This window comes from Polaromonas sp., from assembly GCF_043778355.1.
Classification (GTDB): Bacteria; Pseudomonadota; Gammaproteobacteria; order Burkholderiales; family Burkholderiaceae_C; genus Polaromonas.
Genome location: NZ_JAYWHI010000028.1, coordinates 1 through 19079, shown reverse-complemented (window position 1 = coordinate 19079; position 19079 = coordinate 1). Strand labels below are relative to the sequence as shown.

The 19079-nt window shown below is 60.8% G+C and carries 13 protein-coding genes; all 13 read right to left on the bottom strand.

From position 1 onward, the window contains the following. Positions 1 to 13: 13 nt before the first annotated feature. The 13 genes from ACH2CW_RS04245 to rplK all read right to left on the bottom strand — a co-directional run bounded on the left by ACH2CW_RS04245 (position 14) and on the right by rplK (position 19076). Entirely contained in the window at positions 14 to 2338 is a 2325-nt protein-coding gene (locus ACH2CW_RS04245; protein WP_395055599.1) for an ATP-binding protein, read from the bottom strand. After that, the gene (locus ACH2CW_RS04240) at positions 2335 to 3000 is read right to left on the bottom strand and encodes a DUF4390 domain-containing protein (RefSeq protein ID WP_395055598.1); all 666 of its coding nucleotides are present in this window, start codon (positions 2998 to 3000) and stop codon (positions 2335 to 2337) included. The genes ACH2CW_RS04245 and ACH2CW_RS04240 overlap by 4 nt, the downstream gene beginning before the upstream one ends. Continuing rightward, the gene (gene rsmB / locus ACH2CW_RS04235) at positions 2981 to 4312 is read right to left on the bottom strand and encodes a 16S rRNA (cytosine(967)-C(5))-methyltransferase RsmB (protein WP_395055597.1); all 1332 of its coding nucleotides are present in this window, start codon (positions 4310 to 4312) and stop codon (positions 2981 to 2983) included. The genes ACH2CW_RS04240 and rsmB overlap by 20 nt, the downstream gene beginning before the upstream one ends. 144 nt (positions 4313 to 4456) lie before the next feature. After that, the gene (locus tag ACH2CW_RS04230; protein ID WP_395055596.1) at positions 4457 to 5731 is read right to left on the bottom strand and encodes an FCSD flavin-binding domain-containing protein; all 1275 of its coding nucleotides are present in this window, start codon (positions 5729 to 5731) and stop codon (positions 4457 to 4459) included. A gap of 10 nt (positions 5732 to 5741) precedes the next feature. Next, positions 5742 to 6068, bottom strand: coding sequence for a c-type cytochrome (locus tag ACH2CW_RS04225; RefSeq protein ID WP_395055595.1), 327 nt, complete (start codon positions 6066 to 6068; stop codon positions 5742 to 5744). A 146-nt stretch (positions 6069 to 6214) separates the two neighbouring features. Next, positions 6215 to 7228: a M48 family metalloprotease gene (locus ACH2CW_RS04220; protein ID WP_395055594.1), complete on the bottom strand. Its 1014-nt coding sequence runs from the start codon at positions 7226 to 7228 to the stop codon at positions 6215 to 6217. 20 nt (positions 7229 to 7248) lie between these two features. Continuing rightward, on the bottom strand, positions 7249 to 7842 hold the full coding sequence (locus ACH2CW_RS04215) for a LemA family protein (RefSeq protein ID WP_395055593.1): 594 nt from the start codon (positions 7840 to 7842) through the stop codon (positions 7249 to 7251). A 209-nt stretch (positions 7843 to 8051) separates the two neighbouring features. After that, a complete protein-coding gene (gene rpoC / locus ACH2CW_RS04210; RefSeq protein WP_395055592.1) occupies positions 8052 to 12263 on the bottom strand; it encodes a DNA-directed RNA polymerase subunit beta' in 4212 nt (1403 codons plus the stop codon). Positions 12264 to 12290: 27 nt separating this feature from the next. Further along, positions 12291 to 16403 carry a DNA-directed RNA polymerase subunit beta gene (rpoB, locus tag ACH2CW_RS04205; RefSeq protein WP_395055591.1) on the bottom strand — a complete coding sequence of 1371 codons (4113 nt, stop codon included), beginning with the start codon at positions 16401 to 16403 and terminating at the stop codon, positions 12291 to 12293. A 336-nt stretch (positions 16404 to 16739) separates the two neighbouring features. After that, the gene (gene rplL / locus ACH2CW_RS04200; protein ID WP_395055590.1) at positions 16740 to 17117 is read right to left on the bottom strand and encodes a 50S ribosomal protein L7/L12; all 378 of its coding nucleotides are present in this window, start codon (positions 17115 to 17117) and stop codon (positions 16740 to 16742) included. 27 nt (positions 17118 to 17144) lie between these two features. Further along, positions 17145 to 17690 (bottom strand): 50S ribosomal protein L10, encoded by a 546-nt coding sequence (rplJ, locus tag ACH2CW_RS04195; RefSeq protein ID WP_395055589.1) that lies wholly within the window; start codon positions 17688 to 17690, stop codon positions 17145 to 17147. A 259-nt stretch (positions 17691 to 17949) separates the two neighbouring features. Further along, positions 17950 to 18645, bottom strand: a complete 696-nt coding sequence (gene rplA, locus ACH2CW_RS04190; RefSeq protein ID WP_395055588.1) for a 50S ribosomal protein L1 — start codon at positions 18643 to 18645, stop codon at positions 17950 to 17952. After that, on the bottom strand, positions 18642 to 19076 hold the full coding sequence (gene rplK, locus ACH2CW_RS04185) for a 50S ribosomal protein L11 (RefSeq protein ID WP_188708843.1): 435 nt from the start codon (positions 19074 to 19076) through the stop codon (positions 18642 to 18644). The genes rplA and rplK overlap by 4 nt, the downstream gene beginning before the upstream one ends. Positions 19077 to 19079 lie beyond the last annotated feature (3 nt).

Below are 19079 nucleotides of genomic sequence, written 5' to 3'. Positions count from 1 at the left end.
CCCGCAAGTGTTGTTAAGTCACAACCGCGAATGATAACGATACTTGGGCGCCCTGCACGACGTCATCGACCACGCGATTTGAAATATCAATGCGGGCGCCGTGTTCGTCGGCAATTTTTTTGACCACCGCCAGGCCCAGCCCGGTGCCTTTGACCTTGGTGGTGACGTAGGGCTCAAACGCCCGTTTCAGGATGTGTTCGGGGAAGCCAGTGCCGTTATCGCGCACGGTCAGGCGCACACGCCGCGAAGCGGGCGAGTATTCCGTCTTGAGGGTGACCAGCGCGGTACGGCCGGCCGGCAAGCCATCTTGAGCATCCTGGGCGTTTTGCAACAAGTTGTGAATGACCTGCCGAATCTGTTGTGAATCCGCCTTGATGTCAGGGCAACCGGGCTCCAGTTCCGTCTGCACCGGCACCACCGCGTTGTCGCTGGCATAAAGCTGGACCACGTCATAAACCAGTGCGTTGAGGTCCACCGGCTTGAGTTCAGCCGCCGGCAGGCGCGCATAGTCCCGGAACTCATTGACCAGGCGCTTCATGGCATCGACCTGATCCACGATGGTCTTCACCGATTTGGTCAGCAAAATCTGCTCTGGCTCGGCGACCTTGCCGGTCAGCTTCATCTCCAGCCGTTCGGCGGACAGCTGGATTGGCGTCAGCGGATTCTTGATTTCATGGGCGAGGCGCCGTGCCACTTCACCCCAGGCCTGGGCGCGCTGGGCTGAGACCATTTCGGACACATCGTCGAACACCAGCAGGCATTCGTTGCCAGGCATCTTGGCGCCGCGGGCGATCAGCGTGATGGCGTTGTCGGGCGTGCCGGGTTGCGCGGCGTTGAGCTCGAAGGACTGTTGCCAATGCTCGATGCCGTGCAGGGTGTTCTCGCCAAAGTAAGTGTCAAACTGGGCCTGCACGCCCTGTGCAAAAGCCGCCATGCCGGGGACTTCGCTCAGGGGTCGCCCGTGATGGGCCGCCAGCGGGGCACGCAGAATACGGGTGGCGCCAGGGTTGCTGGTCTGGATGCGTCCCTGGAGATCGAGCACCATGACGCCTGCAGTGAGGTTATCAAGGATGGTCTGCAGGTTGGCTCGGGCAGCATCAACCTGGTCCATGCTTTTCTGCACAGCTCCGCGCGCGTCGGACAGTTGCTGCGTCATGTCGGCAAAGGAGCGGGTCAGCCCGCCGAGCTCGTCCTTGCCCTGCAGCGCGGCCTTGGGTGTCAGATCGCCCTGCGCCACCTGTTTGACGCCTTCGGCGAGCACCAGCAGCGGGCGGGCCAACTGGTTGCCCAGCACCACCGCCAGCAGCACCGCCCCAAACACTGCAAGGAACAGGCTGAGCGTGAGTGTGCCTATATACATTTTGCGCAGGCCTCCCCTGGCCAGCGCACGCTCCTGGTACTCGCGGTTGGCCTCCTGTACAGCGATGGCGTTGGCCACAAAGCTGGCAGGCAGCAGCTCGGTCACCTGCAAAAACCGGTTTTCGCCGAACAACCCCACACCGGGGCTGCTGACCAGCGCCAGCGCCTTGATGCGGGGCGCGTTGTTCAGGGCGGCAGCAGCAGCGGCAGCGGCCGCTGAACCGGATGCGGCTGCGGGTGCGGGCTCGACGCCCGGCACGTCGCCTCCCGGCAGGGCCACTTCGTCCAGCCCCTCGATCTGCGTGGCCACGCGCTGGGTGCGCGCGTTGCGCAGCAGTTGCCCCGGTGGACGCTCGGGCTTGATCGAATAACGCGAATCACCGGCGCTGGCAATCATCTGGCCCGACGCCGTCCACAACACCACGTCGCTGACGGCGAGCTGTTCGCGCAGTCGCTCCAGCGCCAGACCGGCCGTGGCGTCAGGCGTTTGCGCCAACTGGCCAGCGGCCACCCGTGTTTTATTGGCCAGTTCGGACGCCAGCGTGTCGAGCGTGACCCGTCCCAGGTTGAGGCCGGCGTCCAGCGCGCCTTCAACTTTCACGTCAAACCAGCTTTCGATGGACCGCGAGACGAATTGGTAAGACACGACGTAAATCATCATGCCGGGCATCAGGCCGACCAGCGCAAAAATCGCCGCAAGCTTGACCAGCAGCCGGCTGCCAAATTTGCCCTTGCGCAGGCGCAGCACCAGGCGAAGAACAATCCAGCCGATCACCAGCAGCAGCAGACTGGCCACCGCCACGTTCAGCCCGAACAGCAGGACGTAGTTGCGCTCGTACAGCTCGCGGTTACCCGTAGCCTGGGTCAGCAGGAACATCAGCACCAGCCCCAGCGCCGCCATCACACCCACACCAACACCGATTGTCCAGCGGAAAGCCGGACTGCTTTTCACGGACGACACCTGGTGCCTGAGGCTCACTTCAACGCCTCTTTGGCCACTTCCCTGCTCAGGTCGGGCGCCAGAGAGATGTCTCGAATCGGCTCAGCCAGCAGTTGCCGGCTGTCTTCCACCGCAATGGCCCAGTCGCGCTGCCCGGCCACGCCAATCTGGAAAGGCCGGGGCAACTGCGACAGGTCGAGCCGGAAACGGAACTCGACGTTGTGTCGGGCGGCGGCGTCGATTTCAGAAGCGTCGGCAATGCGCCAGCGAGAGATGCGCTGAATGGCGGTCAAGGCCTCGGACAGGGTGTCGTAGTTCTGGCTCAGAGACGCGCGCAGGCCAGTCACGCTGATGGCGCCGGGAAGGATATTGAGTCGCCAGCGTCGGGTCAGCGGCTGAAAGGCCAGGCGCATGGTGCGGGTGGCTGTGGTGATGCGCTTGTCGTACCAGTACCAGCGATCCCGGTAAATGTCGGCCTCGGCCACAAAAAACAGTGGAATGCCTTTGAGCAGGGCGTCTTCGACAACCGTCGGCACATCGAATTTGAGGGCGACCGACAAGTACACCGACTCGTCAGAGCGCTCCAGCTTCAGTTGCGCGACCTCGGCGGCCAGCGCCGCAGGACCGGCACAGGCCATCAGCGCGCAGATACAAAACGCCAGCGCTCGCCGCAACACGGGCTCAAAACCCGCGTTTTTCAAACATTGCGTAATAAAAGCCGTCGTTCTCACCGTTCAAATTGTCCGGGAAGACGGTCCCGGCCACGCCACTTTGAGGCAGTAAATGACCGGGGGACGGCATTAAATGAGCGTCTTTGTGGTGCGTAACAAACGTTTGCGCCTGCTGCTCACCTTCGGCCCTGAAAACCGAGCAGGTGCAGTACAGCAGCCGCCCGCCGGGTTTGAGCAGCGGCCACAGGGCGTCGAACAATTGCCTTTGCAAGGCCGCGAGTTGCGCGATGTCGGTGGGGCGGCGCAACCAGCGCACATCCGGATGCCGGCGCACGATGCCCGAAGCCGTGCACGGCGCGTCCAGCAGGATGCCGTCATACGGCCGGCCGTCCCACCAGCCATCGGGATGCGCGGCATCACCGACGCGCACATCGGCCCGCAACCCAAGGCGCTGCAGGTTCTGGACGATGCGCTCACAGCGGCGCGCGTCGATGTCGAGCGCTGTCACATCGGCATCGGCCAATTCCAGCAGGTGGGCTGTTTTGCCTCCCGGCGCAGCGCAGGCGTCAAGAAGCCGCAAGCGACCGCCGTCCGCAACGGCGAGCCCCTCCAGCAGCAAGGGTGCGGCCAGTTGCGCCGCTGCGTCCTGCACCGAAAAGTGGCCTTCAGCGTAACCCGGCAACGATGGCACCGGCTGCGCGTTCGCCAGAACCAGGCCTTGGCGGCCTACAGGAGTTGCTCCTATATTGATAGCTGCTAGCGCTTGTTGGTAAAGGGCCAGAGTCGTTTTTCGCTCGTTAACCCGGAGAATCAGCGGTGCGCGCGTGTTGTTGGCGCGAAGGATGGCCTGCCACTGCGCGGGATGGTCCTTGCGCACACGGTCAATCCACCATTGCGGATGGTTCCAGACGGCTTGCGGATGTTTTTCGCTCTGCGCCACCAACGCATCCCGCTCGCGCAGGAAACGGCGCAGGCAGCCGTTGATGAAGCTGGCCTGGTGACGCGTGTCCTCGCTGCGTTTGGCGGCTTCCACCGCCTGGTCCACCAGCGTGTGCGAGGTATAGGGCGCGCCCTCTTCTGTCCAGATCAGCGCCAGCGCCACGCAGAGTAGCGCATCGGCCTCGGGCGGCGGCGGCCGGCTGGCCAGTTGCTGGCGCAGCGCCTCGGCACGCCCCAAATGGCGCAAGGCATGGAAACCGAGCGCCTGCACGCCGGGCCGGACCACAGCGTCCACGTCTTCGAGCGCGGCAGTCATCGAGCGGCCTGCGCGCACAGCCATCAGTAAAAAAGCAGCCCCCTGAAGCTGGCGCCACAGGGGGATTTGGGAAGGGTTGTCTTGCATTGGAGCTCGGGGATGCCACCCGACACGGGCAGTCACCCCGTATTAGACCAGCCGCGAGGCCTGGCCCCAGGATCGCTCACTGCGAGCCTGCGACGGCTCCCTGCCCCTTGCGCTGAAAAAGGAGCAGTTCGCCTGCAACCGGCCTCAGGCCAGCGTATCCGACCAGATATTGCTCGCCCAGTTCAGCGCATACACCCCTTCGAGTTCGGTTGGGCCGGGGCTGACGCCACCCGAGCCGGCCACGGTTTTGAAGGTTTTTTCGGCAGCAACATACTCGTGAACGCTGGCGACGTGAACCACGTTCTTGTTGTCCACAAAGCTGTAGCAGGTGTTGGTCAGCATCGGCGCCGGGTTGATCTCCCAACCCGACAACTGCGCCACGATGGCGGCGGCTGCAACCTTGCCCTGGCTGTTGGCCATGTGGCCACTTTTGGGCATGGCTGGCGCGATCTGGATCGAATCACCGATCACGAACACGTCTTTCGCAGCGGTCGACTCAAAGCTCTGATAATTGACGCCGCACCAGCGGTTGTTGGCCATGTTGTTCAAGCCGGTCTGCACGGCAATGGCGCCGGCGCGCATGGATGGAAGCACATTGAGCACATTGGCCTTGACGTCGTCCTGCACGTCGAACTTGATCACGCCCGCTTTGGCGTCGACGGCAGTGGCCTTGTGCTGGCCGCGGTATTCGACCATGCCTTTGTACTGTTCTGCCCAGACTTTTTTGAACAGCGGCCCTTTGGAAGTCACATCGGGATTGGCGTCGAGGATCAGCACCTTGCTGCGCGGCTTGGCGGTCTTGAAGTAGCCGGCAATCACCGAGGCCCGCTCGTAAGGGCCGGGCGGGCAGCGGTACGGCGCTTCGGGAATCGTGATGGCGTAGACGCCGCCATCGGGCATGGCTTCAAGTTGCTTGCGCAACGCCACGGTTTCGGCGCCGGCTTTCCAGGCCTGCAGAACCTGACCGGAGGCCTGCGCCTGCTGAAGGCCTTCGATGCTGCCGTACATCAGGTCGATGCCCGGGGAGACCACCAGCTTGTCGTAGCCGATGGTGGCACCGCCAGCCAGGGTGACGGTTTTTTTGGCGGTGTCGATTCCGCTGGCCATGTCCCTCACGACGGTAACCCCGTGATTTTTGGAGAGGCCGGTATAGGCTGTGGTGACGTCGCCGATCTGCTTGCTGCCGCCCAGCACCAGGTTGGAAATCGGGCAGGAGATGAACGCGGCTTGCGGCTCGATCAGCACCACATCGATTTTGTAGTCCGACAGCAAGCGCACATATTTGGCCGCAGTGGCGCCGCCATAACCACCGCCGATGACCACAACTTTGGCTTTGGACGGAACCGAGGTGGTGGCGCAGGCACCGAGGCCGAGCAGGCTCAGCGCGGCAGAAGACTGGAGAAAGGAACGTCGTTGCATGATGTTCTCCTTATTTTTTCTGCGCAGCAAAGTAGCTGGCCATGATGTCGATCTGGGCGTCGCTGTAGCCCTTGCTGATCTGGTGCATCACGGTGGCCGGCCGCGTACCGGACTTGAAGGCCTGCATCTGTGCCACGAGGTAATTTTTGTCCATGCCGGCCAGAGACAACACGCTGGAGCCCTGGACCGCCCTGCCGTCGGTGCCATGGCAATTGGCACAAGTGGCCGCCAGGCTACGGTTGTACAACGCCTGGGCTGCCGGCGTCTGGGCATGACTCAGGGATGATGCCGCGAGCGCACAAAGCGCGAGCGTGGTGCTTGACAGGTAAATTTTCACAGCTTCTCCTCACAGTTTCGACAGGAATCCAATTTAACGCGGCCCACGGCGCGGGCCATAGGGAGTATCCAGTACGCAGCAAGGATGCGCACAACCAGCGGTTCGAATCTTTTGTGATGTGCTTATTCGCACAACCGCAGACAAGCTCACAACATGGCGCCAGGCCGCGTCGGCGCCAGCTCGTCCTGCACGGGCGGCGGCTCCAGCGACAGCGCCGGCATGGCACGGCCATAAATGCGGCGGATGCGCTCAACCAGCGGCGGATGGGAATCCAGCCAATGAGTACCGGGCTGCTGACCCACCAACAGCATGTGCTGCACGGCAGGATGAAAGCCCCGCAGCGCGGTGACCCCCTGCCGCCCTGCGACCTTGCGCAAGACACCGCCGAGCCCGTCCTTGCTGCGCGTGAACTGCACTGCGCGCGCATCGGCGAGAAACTCGCGCTGCCGCGATACAGCCGCCTTGAGGGCGCGACCCGCGACCCACCCCAGAAAACCGGCGACCATGATGGCGAGCCCCGGCAGAGCCAGCGCAGAACGCCGACCGTCGTCGCCCCGCTCGCACATGCCCGCACCCAGGTTGAAAATCATCTCCAGCCCAAACACCATGCCGGCCAGTCGCATGTTCAGGCGCGTATCGCCTTCACGGATATGACTCAACTCATGCGCCACCAGCCCCTGCAGCTCGTCGCGGGTCAGGCCATCCAGGGCGCCGCGGGTCACCGCGATCACCGCGTCCTCCTCGTCCCAGCCGGCAGCAAAAGCATTGATGCTGTCGGCCCGCTCCAGCACCATGACCTGCGGCGTGCGCATGCTGGCGGCAATGGCCAGCTCAGCGGCGATATTGCAGAGCTTCTGCTCGTCAAAGCGGCTGGCGGGCCAGGCTTCACGTGCGCCAGCTCGGCGCGCCAGTTTTTCGCCACCACCTTCAAGGCTGGAGGTTTCCAGCCACCAGCCGCCGAGGACAAAGACCAGGGTCATGACGGTGTTGACGGTAAAAAAATAGGCGGGATATCCGCTAAAGCCCGGCGTGACCAGCCGCCAGGTCAGTGCCAACGCGGCATTCATGCCCAGCACCAGCAGCAGCACGGCCAGTGCAAACAGCAGCAGAAGTTTCCGCGTCTGGGCGCGCGCCTGGTCCTGTTGCTCGAAAAAACGCATGGCTAAAGGCGAATGGTCAGCTACATCTGAATACGCACTACCTGACGTTCGACAGCGCTTTCGGTGGCTTGCAACATCGCGGCAGAGGCAAAGCCGAACACGCGTGCAACCAGCAGGGCGGGAAACTGCGCCTGGGCGTTGTTGTAGTCGAGAACACAATCGTTGTAAGCCTGGCGCGCAAAAGCCACCTTGTTTTCGGTGCTGGTGAGTTCTTCGCTGAGTTCGCGGATGGTCTCGTCGGCCTTGAGCTCCGGGTAGGCTTCGTTCAGGGCGAACAACCGGTCCAGGCTACCGGTCAGCGCCTGCTCGGCCACCGCCAGGGCCATCACTTCAGGTGCATGGGTCGGCCGGCTGCGCGCCGCGTCACTGGCAGAGCGCGCCTGGTTGCGCGCGGCAATCACCGCTTCCAGCGTTTCGCGCTCATGCAGCAGGTATTTTTTGGCGGCTTCCACGAGATTGGGAATCAGGTCGTAGCGACGCTTGAGCTGCACGTCGATCTGGCCAAACGCATTGGCAATCAGGTTCTTCAAGCGCACCAGCCGGTTGTAGGCGCCGACAGCCCAAAACAGCAGCAAGGCAAACACGGCGATCAGGACCAGGGATTGGGTAGACATGGCGACTTCTCTCCTAAGGCAGCGACATTGCTGGGGCCGTCAGGCGGCATCGCGACTTTAGCCGACCGGTTGGGGCGCTGTACAGCGCGAGTGCGCACGCTACGGCCTTGTTCATGTGCCATGTTTCGGGATTATCAATAAAAAACGCCTCACGCCCTTTGTCCAAGGGCGTGAGGCGCTACGCTTTTTATAGCGTCAAAAAGCAGCAATTACTCGCTGGCCGCACCTTCGCTGGTCTGCTCGGGCATGGCTTCGAGCTCGGCCGCTTCGGCTTCGGCGATGGCGCGGCGCTCGGCGTCGTCCATCTGGTCCTTGGCTTTGCGCGCCTCGTGGTAGGCCATGCCGGTACCGGCAGGGATCAGGCGGCCAACGATCACGTTTTCTTTCAGGCCACGCAACTCGTCGCGCTTGCCCATGATGGCAGCCTCGGTGAGCACGCGGGTGGTTTCCTGGAAGGAAGCCGCAGAAATGAACGAATCGGTCGACAGCGACGCCTTGGTGATACCGAGCAGCAGGTTGCTGAAGGTCGCGGGGATCTTGGCGTCAGCGCGCAGCGCATCGTTGGCATCCAGGATGACCGAACGCTCGACCTGCTCACCGGCGATGTAGCTGGAGTCACCCACGCTTTCGACGACCACACGGCGCAGCATCTGACGAACAATCACTTCGATGTGCTTGTCGTTGATCTTCACGCCCTGCAGGCGGTAAACGTCCTGCACCTCGTCGACGATGTAACGGGCCAGCTCTTCCATGCCGAGCAAACGCAGGATGTCTTGCGGGTCGGCCGGGCCGTCCACAATCGACTCGCCCTTGTTCACGACCTGGCCTTCGTGCACCAGGATGTTTTTCTCCTTCGGAACCAGGTCTTCCCAGACCTTGCCTTCAGGATCCGTGATCTGCAGGCGGATCTTGCCTTTGGTCTCTTTACCAAAGGACACGGTACCGGTCATCTCTGCCAGCGTGCCTTTGTCTTTCGGCGTACGGGCTTCGAACAGCTCGGCCACACGCGGCAAACCGCCGGTGATGTCGCGGGTTTTCTGGCCTTCGACCGGAATACGCGCCAGCACCTCACCGGGACCCACGTCCTGACCATCACGCACCTGGACCAGCGCGCCGATCTGGAAACCGATGGTCACCGAGTGATCGGTGCCGGGGATCTTGACTTCGTTGCCGGACGCGTCGATCAGCTTGACCTGCGGCCTAACAACCTTGGTCGCGCCGCGACGTTTCGGATCGATCACCACCAGCGTGGACAGACCCGTCACTTCGTCGAGCTGCTTGGCCACCGTCACGCCTTCTTCCACATTCTCGAAGAGCACCTTGCCGGCGAACTCGGTAATGATGGGGCGGGTCAGCGGGTCCCAGTTGGCGAGGATCGCACCGGCCTTGATCTGCTGGTCGGCCTTGACGTTCAGGATACCGCCGTAAGGCACCTTGTGGCGCTCGCGCTCGCGGCCGTGCTCGTCGTGGATGACGATCTCGCCGGAACGGGCAATCACCACCAGTTCGCCCTTGCTGTTGGTCACATAACGCATCGGTGCGTTGAAGCCGATCACGCCGTTGGACTTGGCTTCGACGCTGGACGCGATGGCCGCCCGCGATGCCGCACCACCGATGTGGAAGGTGCGCATGGTGAGCTGAGTGCCTGGCTCGCCGATCGACTGCGCGGCGATGATACCGACCGCTTCGCCGATGTTGATCAGGCCGCCACGGCCCAGATCGCGACCGTAACACTTGGCGCACAGGCCGAAGCGGGTTTCGCAGGTCAGTGCCGTGCGCACCTTGACTTCGTCGACGCCGGCCACTTCCAGCTCGTCGATCAGGTCCTCGTCCAGCATCACGCCGGCCTTGGCCAGCACAGCGCGGTTCTCGGGGTGCAGCACGTCTTCAACCGCAGTGCGGCCGAGGATACGGTCACGCAGCGATTCAATCACCTCACCGCCCTCAACAATGGCGCGCATCACCGAACCGTCTTGCGTACCGCAATCTTCTTCGGTCACCACCAGGTCCTGTACCACGTCGCACAGGCGGCGGGTCAGGTAACCGGAGTTGGCGGTTTTCAACGCGGTATCAGCCAGGCCCTTGCGAGCGCCGTGGGTGGAGATGAAGTACTCCAGCACGTTCAGGCCTTCCCGGAAGTTGGCGGTGATCGGCGTTTCAATGATCGAGCCGTCTGGCTTGGCCATCAGACCACGCATACCGGCCACCTGGCGAATCTGCGCAGCGGAGCCGCGAGCGCCGGAGTCGGCCATCATGTAGATCGAGTTGAAGGACTCCTGCTCGACTTCCTTGCCATGGCGGTCCGTGACTTTCTCTTTGGAAAGCTGGGCCATCATCACCTTGGAAACTTCGTCGCCGGACTTGCCCCAGATGTCGACCACCTTGTTGTAGCGCTCGCCAGAGGTCACGAGACCCGAGACATACTGCTGCTCGATCTCTTTGACTTCCTTCTGGGCGCGGGCAATGATGCTCGGCTTTTCCTTGGGGATCAGCATGTCGTCGATACAGATGGAAATGCCGGCCTTGGTTGCAAGGCGGAAACCCGCTTGCAGAAGCTTGTCGGCAAACACCACCGTCTCTTTCAATCCGCACTTGCGGAAAGACACGTTGATGAGTTTGGAGATTTCCTTTTTCTTCAAGGCCTTGTTGATATTGGCAAACGGCAGGCCTTTGGGAAGGATTTCCGACAGCAAGGCGCGGCCGCCCGTGGTTTCCCACAGCTTGGTCGAGGCCGTGAATTCGCCCGTCGCCTTGTCCTTGGTGTACTCGGTCAGGCGCACGCTGATGCGGGCGTTCAGGTCGAGCTCGCCCGCGTCAAAGGCGCGGCGGACTTCACCGGTGTCGGAAAACACCAGGCCTTCACCCTTGCCGTTGGTGCGGTCGCGTGTCGTGTAGTACAGGCCCAGCACCACGTCCTGGGAGGGAACAATGGACGGCTCGCCGCTGGCGGGGAACAGGATGTTGTTCGACGCCAGCATCAAGGTGCGGGCTTCCATCTGGGCTTCCACCGACAGCGGTACGTGGACAGCCATCTGGTCACCGTCGAAGTCGGCATTGAAGGCCGAGCAGACGAGCGGGTGCAGTTGGATGGCCTTGCCTTCAATCAGGATCGGCTCGAAAGCCTGGATGCCCAAGCGGTGCAAGGTAGGCGCACGGTTGAGCATCACGGGATGCTCTTTGATGACCTCTTCCAGAATGTCCCACACCACCGGCGTGCCGGATTCGACTTCCTTCTTGGCGGCCTTGATCGTCGTCGCGATGCCCATGGCTTCGAGGCGCGAGAAGATAAAAGGCTTGAACAGCTCCAGTGCCATCAGCTTTGGCAAGCCGCACTGGTGCAGCTTGAGCGTTGGGCCCACGGTGATCACGGAACGGCCGGAATAGTCGACGCGTTTGCCCAGCAAGTTCTGGCGGAAACGGCCTGACTTGCCCTTGATCATGTCGGCCAGCGACTTGAGTGCACGCTTGTTGGCGCCCGTCATGGCCTTGCCGCGACGGCCGTTGTCCAGCAGGCTGTCCACAGCCTCCTGCAGCATGCGCTTTTCGTTGCGGGCAATGATTTCCGGTGCCTTCAGCTCCAGCAAACGGCGCAGGCGGCTGTTGCGGTTGATCACGCGGCGGTACAAATCGTTCAGGTCGGAGGTCGCAAAGCGGCCACCGTCGAGCGGCACCAGTGGACGCAGGTCCGGCGGCAGCACAGGCAACACGTCGAGCACCATCCAGTGCGGCTTGATGCCCGACTTCTTGAACGCTTCCATCAATTTCAAGCGCTTGGCGTTTTTCTTGATCTTGATTTCGGAGCCGGTCAGGTCGTTGCGCAACTTGTCGATTTCGACGTCGAGGTCCAGCCCTTCGAGCAGGTCCTTGATACCCTCGGCGCCCATCTTGGCGGTGTACTCGTCACCATATTCCTTGCGCTTGGCATCGTAGTCGTCCTCCGACATGATGCTGAATTTCTTCAGCGGGGTCATGCCGGGGTCGGTGACGACATATGCCTCGAAATACAGCACACGTTCGATGTCGCGCAGCGTCATGTCGAGCACCAGGCCCAGACGTGACGGCAGCGACTTCAGGAACCAGATGTGCGCGCACGGTGCGGCCAGGTCGATGTGACCCATGCGCTCGCGGCGAACCTTGGTCTGCGTAACTTCAACGCCGCACTTCTCGCAGATGACACCGCGGTGCTTGAGACGCTTGTACTTGCCGCACAGGCATTCGTAGTCCTTGATCGGGCCAAAAATTTTGGCGCAGAACAGGCCATCGCGCTCGGGCTTGAAGGTGCGGTAGTTGATGGTTTCAGGCTTCTTCACTTCGCCGAAAGACCACGAACGGATCTTCTCGGGCGAAGCCATGCCGATCTTGATGGCATCAAAATGCTCATCCGGCGTGAATTGCTTGAACAGGTCGAGTAATGATTTCATGTGTTAAATCCTTTTCTTTCCTGTTGATTAGCTGCGTTCGAGTTCGATGTCGATACCGAGCGAACGAATCTCTTTGACCAGCACGTTGAACGATTCCGGCATGCCGGCCGTGATGGCGTGCTCGCCCTTGACGATGCTCTCGTACACCTTGGTACGGCCCTGCACGTCGTCGGACTTGACGGTGAGCATTTCCTGCAGCGTGTAGGCAGCGCCATAGGCTTCCAGCGCCCAGACCTCCATCTCGCCAAAGCGCTGTCCACCGAATTGCGCCTTGCCACCCAGCGGCTGCTGCGTGACCAGCGAGTACGGGCCGGTTGAACGTGCGTGCATCTTGTCGTCCACCAGATGGTGAAGTTTCAGGAAGTGCATGTAACCCACGGTGGTGGTGCGCTCGAACGCGTCACCGGTGCGGCCGTCATACAGTTGCGCCTGGGTGCGGGTTGCGGTCAGGCCTTTGGCCTTGGCGATGTCATCGGGGTAGGCGAGCTGCAGCATTTGCATGATCTCGGCTTCCGACGCACCGTCAAACACCGGGGTTGCGAACGGAACACCGGTCGTCAGGTTGCTGGCCATTTCCAGGATGTCGGTGTCTGACAACTTGGCCAGGTCTTCAGCGCGACCGGACTTGTTGTAGATCGTCTCCATGAACTTGCGCAGCTCCTGCACCTTGGCTTCGGCTTGCAGCATGTCGCCGATGCGATGGCCCAGGCCCTTGGCGGCCCAGCCCAGATGCACTTCAAGCACCTGGCCGACGTTCATGCGCGATGGCACGCCCAGCGGGTTCAGCACGATGTCGCACGGTGTACCGTCGGCCATGTGCGGCATATCTTCGATCGGGACGATTTTGGAGACCACACCCTTGTTGCCGTGACGACCAGCCATCTTGTCGCCAGGTTGCAGGCGGCGCTTGACGGCCAGGTACACCTTGACCATCTTCAGCACGCCGGCAGGCAGCTCGTCGCCCTGGGTTAGCTTCTTGCGTTTTTCCTCAAAAGACAGATCGAAACTGTGTCGCGTCTGCTCCATCGAGTTCTTGATGCTTTCGAGCTGCGAAGCAACCTCGTCATCCGCAGGACGGATGTCGAACCAGTGGTACTTCTCGACATCGGCCAGGTAAGCCTTGTCGATCTTGGTGCCCTTGGCCAGCTTCTTCGGGCCGCCGTTGGCGACCTTTCCATTGAGCAGCTTTTCAATACGGTCGAAAGCATCGGCTTCCACAATGCGCAACTGGTCGTTCAGGTCCAGACGGAAGCGCTTGAGCTCGTCGTCAATGATCTGCTGGGCACGCTTATCGCGCACAATACCTTCACGGGTGAAGACCTGCACATCGATAACCGTGCCTTGCGAGCCCTGGCTCACGCGCAGCGAGGTGTCTTTCACATCGCTGGCTTTTTCGCCGAAAATCGCGCGCAGCAGCTTTTCTTCCGGTGTCAGTGTGGTCTCGCCTTTCGGGGTGACCTTGCCAACCAGCGTGTCGCCCGGCTGGACTTCGGCGCCAACATAAATAATGCCGGACTCGTCAAGACGGTTGAGCTGCTGCTCGGACAGGTTGGGAATGTCACGCGTGATCTCTTCCGAACCCAGCTTGGTGTCGCGGGCCATGACGACAAGCTCTTCGATGTGAATCGAGGTGTAGCGGTCTTCGGCCACCACACGTTCGGAGATCAGGATCGAATCCTCGAAGTTGTAGCCGTTCCAGGGCATGAAGGCAATCAGCACGTTCTGGCCGATGGCAATTTCACCGAGGTCGGTGGACGCACCGTCGGCAATCACATCGCCCTTGGCCAGCTTGTCGCCGATCTTGACGATGGGACGCTGATGAATGTTGGTGTTCTGGTTGGAACGCTGGTACTTGATCAGGTTGTAGATGTCCACGCCGACTTCACCGGCAAGGGCTTCTGCATCATTGACACGCACCACGATGCGGGTCGCATCGACGTAGTCCACCACGCCACCGCGCGTGGCGGTCACGACGGTGCCGGAGTCAATCGCAGCAACGCGCTCGATACCGGTACCGACCAGTGGCTTTTCAGGACGCAGCACAGGCACGGCCTGGCGCGACATGTTGGCACCCATCAGCGCGCGGTTGGCGTCATCGTGCTCCAAGAAAGGCACCAGCGATGCAGCCACCGAGACGATCTGCGCAGGCGACACATCCATGTACTGGACACGTTCCGCGCCGACCAGAACCGACTCGCCGTTTTCACGCGCCGAGACCAGATCGCCAGTCAACTTGCCACCTTCGTCCAGCGCCGCATTGGCCTGGGCGATCACGTACTTGCCTTCCTCGATCGCGGACAGGTAGTCGATTTGTGTCGTGATCTTGCTGTCGATCACGCGGCGGTACGGCGTTTCAATGAAACCGTATTCGTTGAGACGGGCATACAGGGCCAGCGAGTTGATCAGTCCGATGTTCGGGCCTTCCGGCGTTTCAATCGGGCAGACACGGCCGTAATGGGTCACGTGCACGTCACGCACTTCAAAACCGGCACGTTCGCGGGTCAAACCGCCAGGGCCAAGGGCCGATACACGGCGCTTGTGGGTAATCTCGGCCAGTGGATTGGTCTGGTCCATGAACTGGGACAGCTGCGAAGCACCGAAGAACTCTTTCAACGCTGCCGAAATCGGCTTGCTGTTGATCAGGTCATGCGGCATCAAAGGCTCCTGCTCGGCCTGGCCCAGACGCTCTTTCACGGCTTTTTCGATACGTGCCAGACCGGTGCGGTACTGGTTCTCGGCCAGTTCACCAACACAACGCACGCGGCGGTTACCGAGGTGGTCGATGTCATCAACTTCGCCATTGCCGTTGCGCAGGTCCACCAGAATCTTGACGACAGCGAGGATGTCCTCGTTGGTCATGACCATGGGGCCGGTCGACGTGTCGCGGCCCACGCGGGCGTTGAACTTCATACGGCCGACCTTGGACAGATCATAGGTGTCCGGGTTGTAGAACAGGCGCTGGAACAGGGCCTGAACTGCATCTTCCGTCGGCGGCTCACCGGGGCGCATCATGCGGTAGATGGCGACACGGGCCGCAAATTCGTCTGCCGTTTCGTCAGCGCGCAGGGTCTGGGAAATGTAGGCGCCCTGATCCAGCTCGTTGGTGTACAGCACCTGCAGGTCCTGCACATTGGCCAGGCGCAGCTTCTTGAGCAACACCTCGGTCAACTCGTCATTGGCCTTGGCGATGATTTCGCCGGTCTCGGCGTCGACGATATTTTTGGCGACCACACGGCCGATCAGGAAATCCTCCGGGACGCTGATGGTCGACGTGCCGCTCTGCTCAAGTTCGCGCGTGTGACGCACGGTGATGCGCTTGTCTTTCGCAACAACCACCTTGCCGTTTTTGTCGGTGATGTCGAAACGTGCCACCTCGCCGCGCATGCGCTCGGCGACAAATTCCATTTGCGCGCCACTGTCCATGATGCGGAAATTGTCGAACACGAAGAAGTTCGCCAGGATGGACTCGGGGTTCAGGCCGATGGCCTTGAGCAAAATGGTGACCGGCATCTTGCGACGGCGATCAACACGGAAATACAGGATGTCCTTGGGGTCGAACTCAAAGTCAAGCCAGGAGCCGCGGTAAGGAATGATGCGGGCCGAGAACAGTAGCTTGCCCGAGCTGTGGGTCTTGCCCTTGTCGTGTTCAAAAAACACGCCCGGCGAGCGGTGCAACTGGGACACGATGACACGCTCGGTGCCATTGATGACGAAAGAACCTTTGTCAGTCATGAGCGGAACTTCGCCCATGTAGACTTCCTGCTCCTTGACTTCCTTGACCACCTTGGACTGCGACGTCGACGACTCGCGGTCATAAATGATCAGCTGAACTTTGGCGCGCACGGCCGACGCGAAGGTCAGGCCGCGGGTCTGGCACTCGCGCACGTCAAAGGCGGGTTTGGCCAGGTTGTACTCGATGAATTTCATCTCGACAAACCCGTTGTGCGAGACGATGGGGAAGGCATTTTCAAATGCAGCCTGCAGGCCTTCGACGGTGCGTTTTTGCGGCGCACGATCGGCTTGCAGAAACGCCGTGTAGGCGTCTTTTTGCATCTGCAGCAGGTAAGGAACATTCAGCACACTTTCGCGGCTGCCGAAACTTTTGCGAATTCGCTTGCGTTCGGTATAGGAATAGGCCATGAGTTCTCCGCTTTGATGGGACACAAACCGGTACGGGCAACCGGCTTGTTAAGCTCTGGCGACTGTCTTGAATGAATACACCACGTAATCAAACAGACTTGGTGGTTGGCCACTACCAACCATGGCGGACGGCAACGCATTGCACGTTGCCCGAACCAAGGCGTTTCCTGCAGTCGGGGTCAGGAAGCACTGGCAAGGAGATTTTCGTCAAATCTGCTTGCCAGTGGTTCCAAAGAGTTTAAAAGCCCGCTTGCGCGGCGCCTTTAACGGTGCTCCTTGAAAGCACGAAAGGCTGGAAGCCGAACCCGGTCTTCCAGCCTTCGCAAAACACAAGGATTACTTGAGTTCGACTTTCGCGCCGGCTTCTTCGAGCTTTTTCTTGGCGGCTTCTGCGTCGGCTTTTGGAAGGCCTTCCTTGACGTTCTTCGGTGCGCCATCGACCAGGTCCTTGGCTTCTTTCAAGCCCAGGCCAGTGATTTCGCGAACGGCCTTGATGACCTGAACCTTCTGGGCGCCGGCTTCGAGCAGAACGACGTTGAAGTCAGTCTTTTCTTCTGCGGCTGCGGCAGCACTACCACCGCCACCAGCAGCAGGAGCTGCCATGGCGGCTGCGCTCACGCCAAATTTCTCTTCGATGGCTTTCACCAGTTCGTTGAGTTCGAGAACCGTCATGCTGTCAAGCGCGGTCAAAAATGAGTCTTTATCGAATGCCATTTTGATTTCCTAAAAGTTGGTACAAATTCAAGCTGCTGCAGCTTCGGGCTCTGCTGCCGGGGCTTCGCTCGGTGCGTCGGTGCCGCCACCGCCCTTTTTCGCCGCCAGCGCGCCCAGCACAACGGCCGTACGCGAAATGGGCGACATCAGCAAGCCACACAACTGGGCGAGCAGCACTTCTTTCGAAGGGATGTTCGCTAGCTGCTTGACGCCGTTCACGTCCAGGACTTTTCCAGCCATGGCGCCTGCGCGAATCACCAACTTGTCGTTGGTTTTCGCGAAGTCGGCAACCACCTTGGCGGCAGCGACAGCGTCTGTGGAAAAGCCATAGATCAGCGGACCGGTCATCTGGTCGGACAGGACGTCAAACGCGCTGCCAGCCACGGCGCGGCGAGCCAGGGTGTTTTTCAACACGCTCAGGGTCACGCCTTTGTCGCGGGCTTGGCTGCGAAGCTTGGTCATGTCAGCGACCGTGATGCCACGGTATTCCGCCATCACGAGCGTTTGAGCTTTAGCGGCGAGGCCGGTCACTTCATCAATGACGGCTTGTTTCTCACTGCGGTTGAGACTCAAGGTCTACTCCTTAATAATGTGTTTTTCGGATCGCGCCTCCGCGTCTTCCGATCAACACGCCTATATTCAGCGACCAACTGTTTCAGATTCTTTTCAAAACCATTCAGCAGCGGGACCGCCATCTGCGTTGGCTGTCTTGCGACGATTAAGTGACGGACTTGCGCCTGTCACACCAACGGTCCTGGATGGCCTGCCGGAGCCGAAACTCCGACAGCCCACCACTTCGAACCACCCTCTCGGACGGCTCAAATTCCTGCGATTACGCCGCGATGGTTTGCGTGTCGACGCGAACGCCCACGCCCATCGTTGACGAAACTGCCACTTTCCTCAAATACACACCCTTGCTGGACGCAGGCTTGGCCTTGGTCAGCGCATCGATCAGTGCAGCCAGGTTGCCCTGCAGCTTGTCGGTGTCAAAGGAGCGGCGGCCAATGGTGCCGTGCACAATGCCGGCCTTGTCGACACGGAATTGCACCTGACCGGCTTTGGCGTTTTTAACCGCGGTTGCCACATCAGGGGTCACCGTCCCGACTTTCGGGTTCGGCATCAAGCCGCGTGGGCCGAGGATCTGGCCCAGGGTACCGACGACGCGCATCGCGTCCGGAGAGGCGATCACAACGTCGAAGTCCATCTTGCCGGCCTTGATGTCGGCAGCCAGATCGTCCATACCAACGATGTCAGCACCAGCGGCCTTGGCTTCTTCAGCCTTGGCGCCTTGTGCAAACACAGCCACACGTTTGGTCTTGCCGGTGCCGTTGGGCAACACAACAGCGCCACGCACGACCTGGTCGGATTTCTTGGCATCGATGCCAAGTTGCACGGCCACGTCGATGGATTCATCGAACTTGGCAACAGCAAACTCTTTGACCAGACCCAGGGCGTCCGCCACGGGGTACAGCTTGTTGCTGTCGATTTTGTCGCCAATGGTTTTTTGGCGCTTTGTCAGCTTGCTCATACAACACCCTCCACCGACACGCCCATGGAGCGAGCCGTACCAGCAATTGTGCGAACTGCTGCGTCAAGGTCAGCAGCCGTCATGTCTTTCATTTTGGTCTTGGCAATTTCTTCCAGCTGTGCGCGGGAGATCTTGCCCACCTTCACCGTATGCGGCGTGGCAGAACCCTTGTCGAGTTTGATGGCTTTTTTGATCAGGACGCCTGCAGGAGGCGTCTTGATGACAAAGGTAAAGCTCTTGTCGGCAAATGCCGTGATCACCACAGGCAGCGGCAGACCGGGCTCGACACCCTGGGTCTGGGCATTGAATGCCTTGCAGAACTCCATGATGTTCAGGCCGCGCTGACCCAAAGCCGGGCCAATCGGGGGGGACGGGTTGGCCTTACCAGCTGGCACTTGCAGCTTGATGAAGCCGACGATTTTTTTCGCCATACT

Coding starts and splice junctions, on each gene's coding strand:
- ACH2CW_RS04230 (WP_395055596.1), bottom strand. CDS start 5,731: ATGCAACGACGTTCCTTTCTCCAGTCTTCTGCCGCGCTGAGCCTGCTC.
- rplL (WP_395055590.1), bottom strand. CDS start 17,117: ATGGCATTCGATAAAGACTCATTTTTGACCGCGCTTGACAGCATGACG.
- rsmB (WP_395055597.1), bottom strand. CDS start 4,312: ATGCAAGACAACCCTTCCCAAATCCCCCTGTGGCGCCAGCTTCAGGGG.
- rplA (WP_395055588.1), bottom strand. CDS start 18,645: ATGAGCAAGCTGACAAAGCGCCAAAAAACCATTGGCGACAAAATCGAC.
- rpoC (WP_395055592.1), bottom strand. CDS start 12,263: ATGAAATCATTACTCGACCTGTTCAAGCAATTCACGCCGGATGAGCAT.
- ACH2CW_RS04215 (WP_395055593.1), bottom strand. CDS start 7,842: ATGTCTACCCAATCCCTGGTCCTGATCGCCGTGTTTGCCTTGCTGCTG.
- ACH2CW_RS04220 (WP_395055594.1), bottom strand. CDS start 7,228: ATGCGTTTTTTCGAGCAACAGGACCAGGCGCGCGCCCAGACGCGGAAA.
- rpoB (WP_395055591.1), bottom strand. CDS start 16,403: ATGGCCTATTCCTATACCGAACGCAAGCGAATTCGCAAAAGTTTCGGC.
- rplK (WP_188708843.1), bottom strand. CDS start 19,076: ATGGCGAAAAAAATCGTCGGCTTCATCAAGCTGCAAGTGCCAGCTGGT.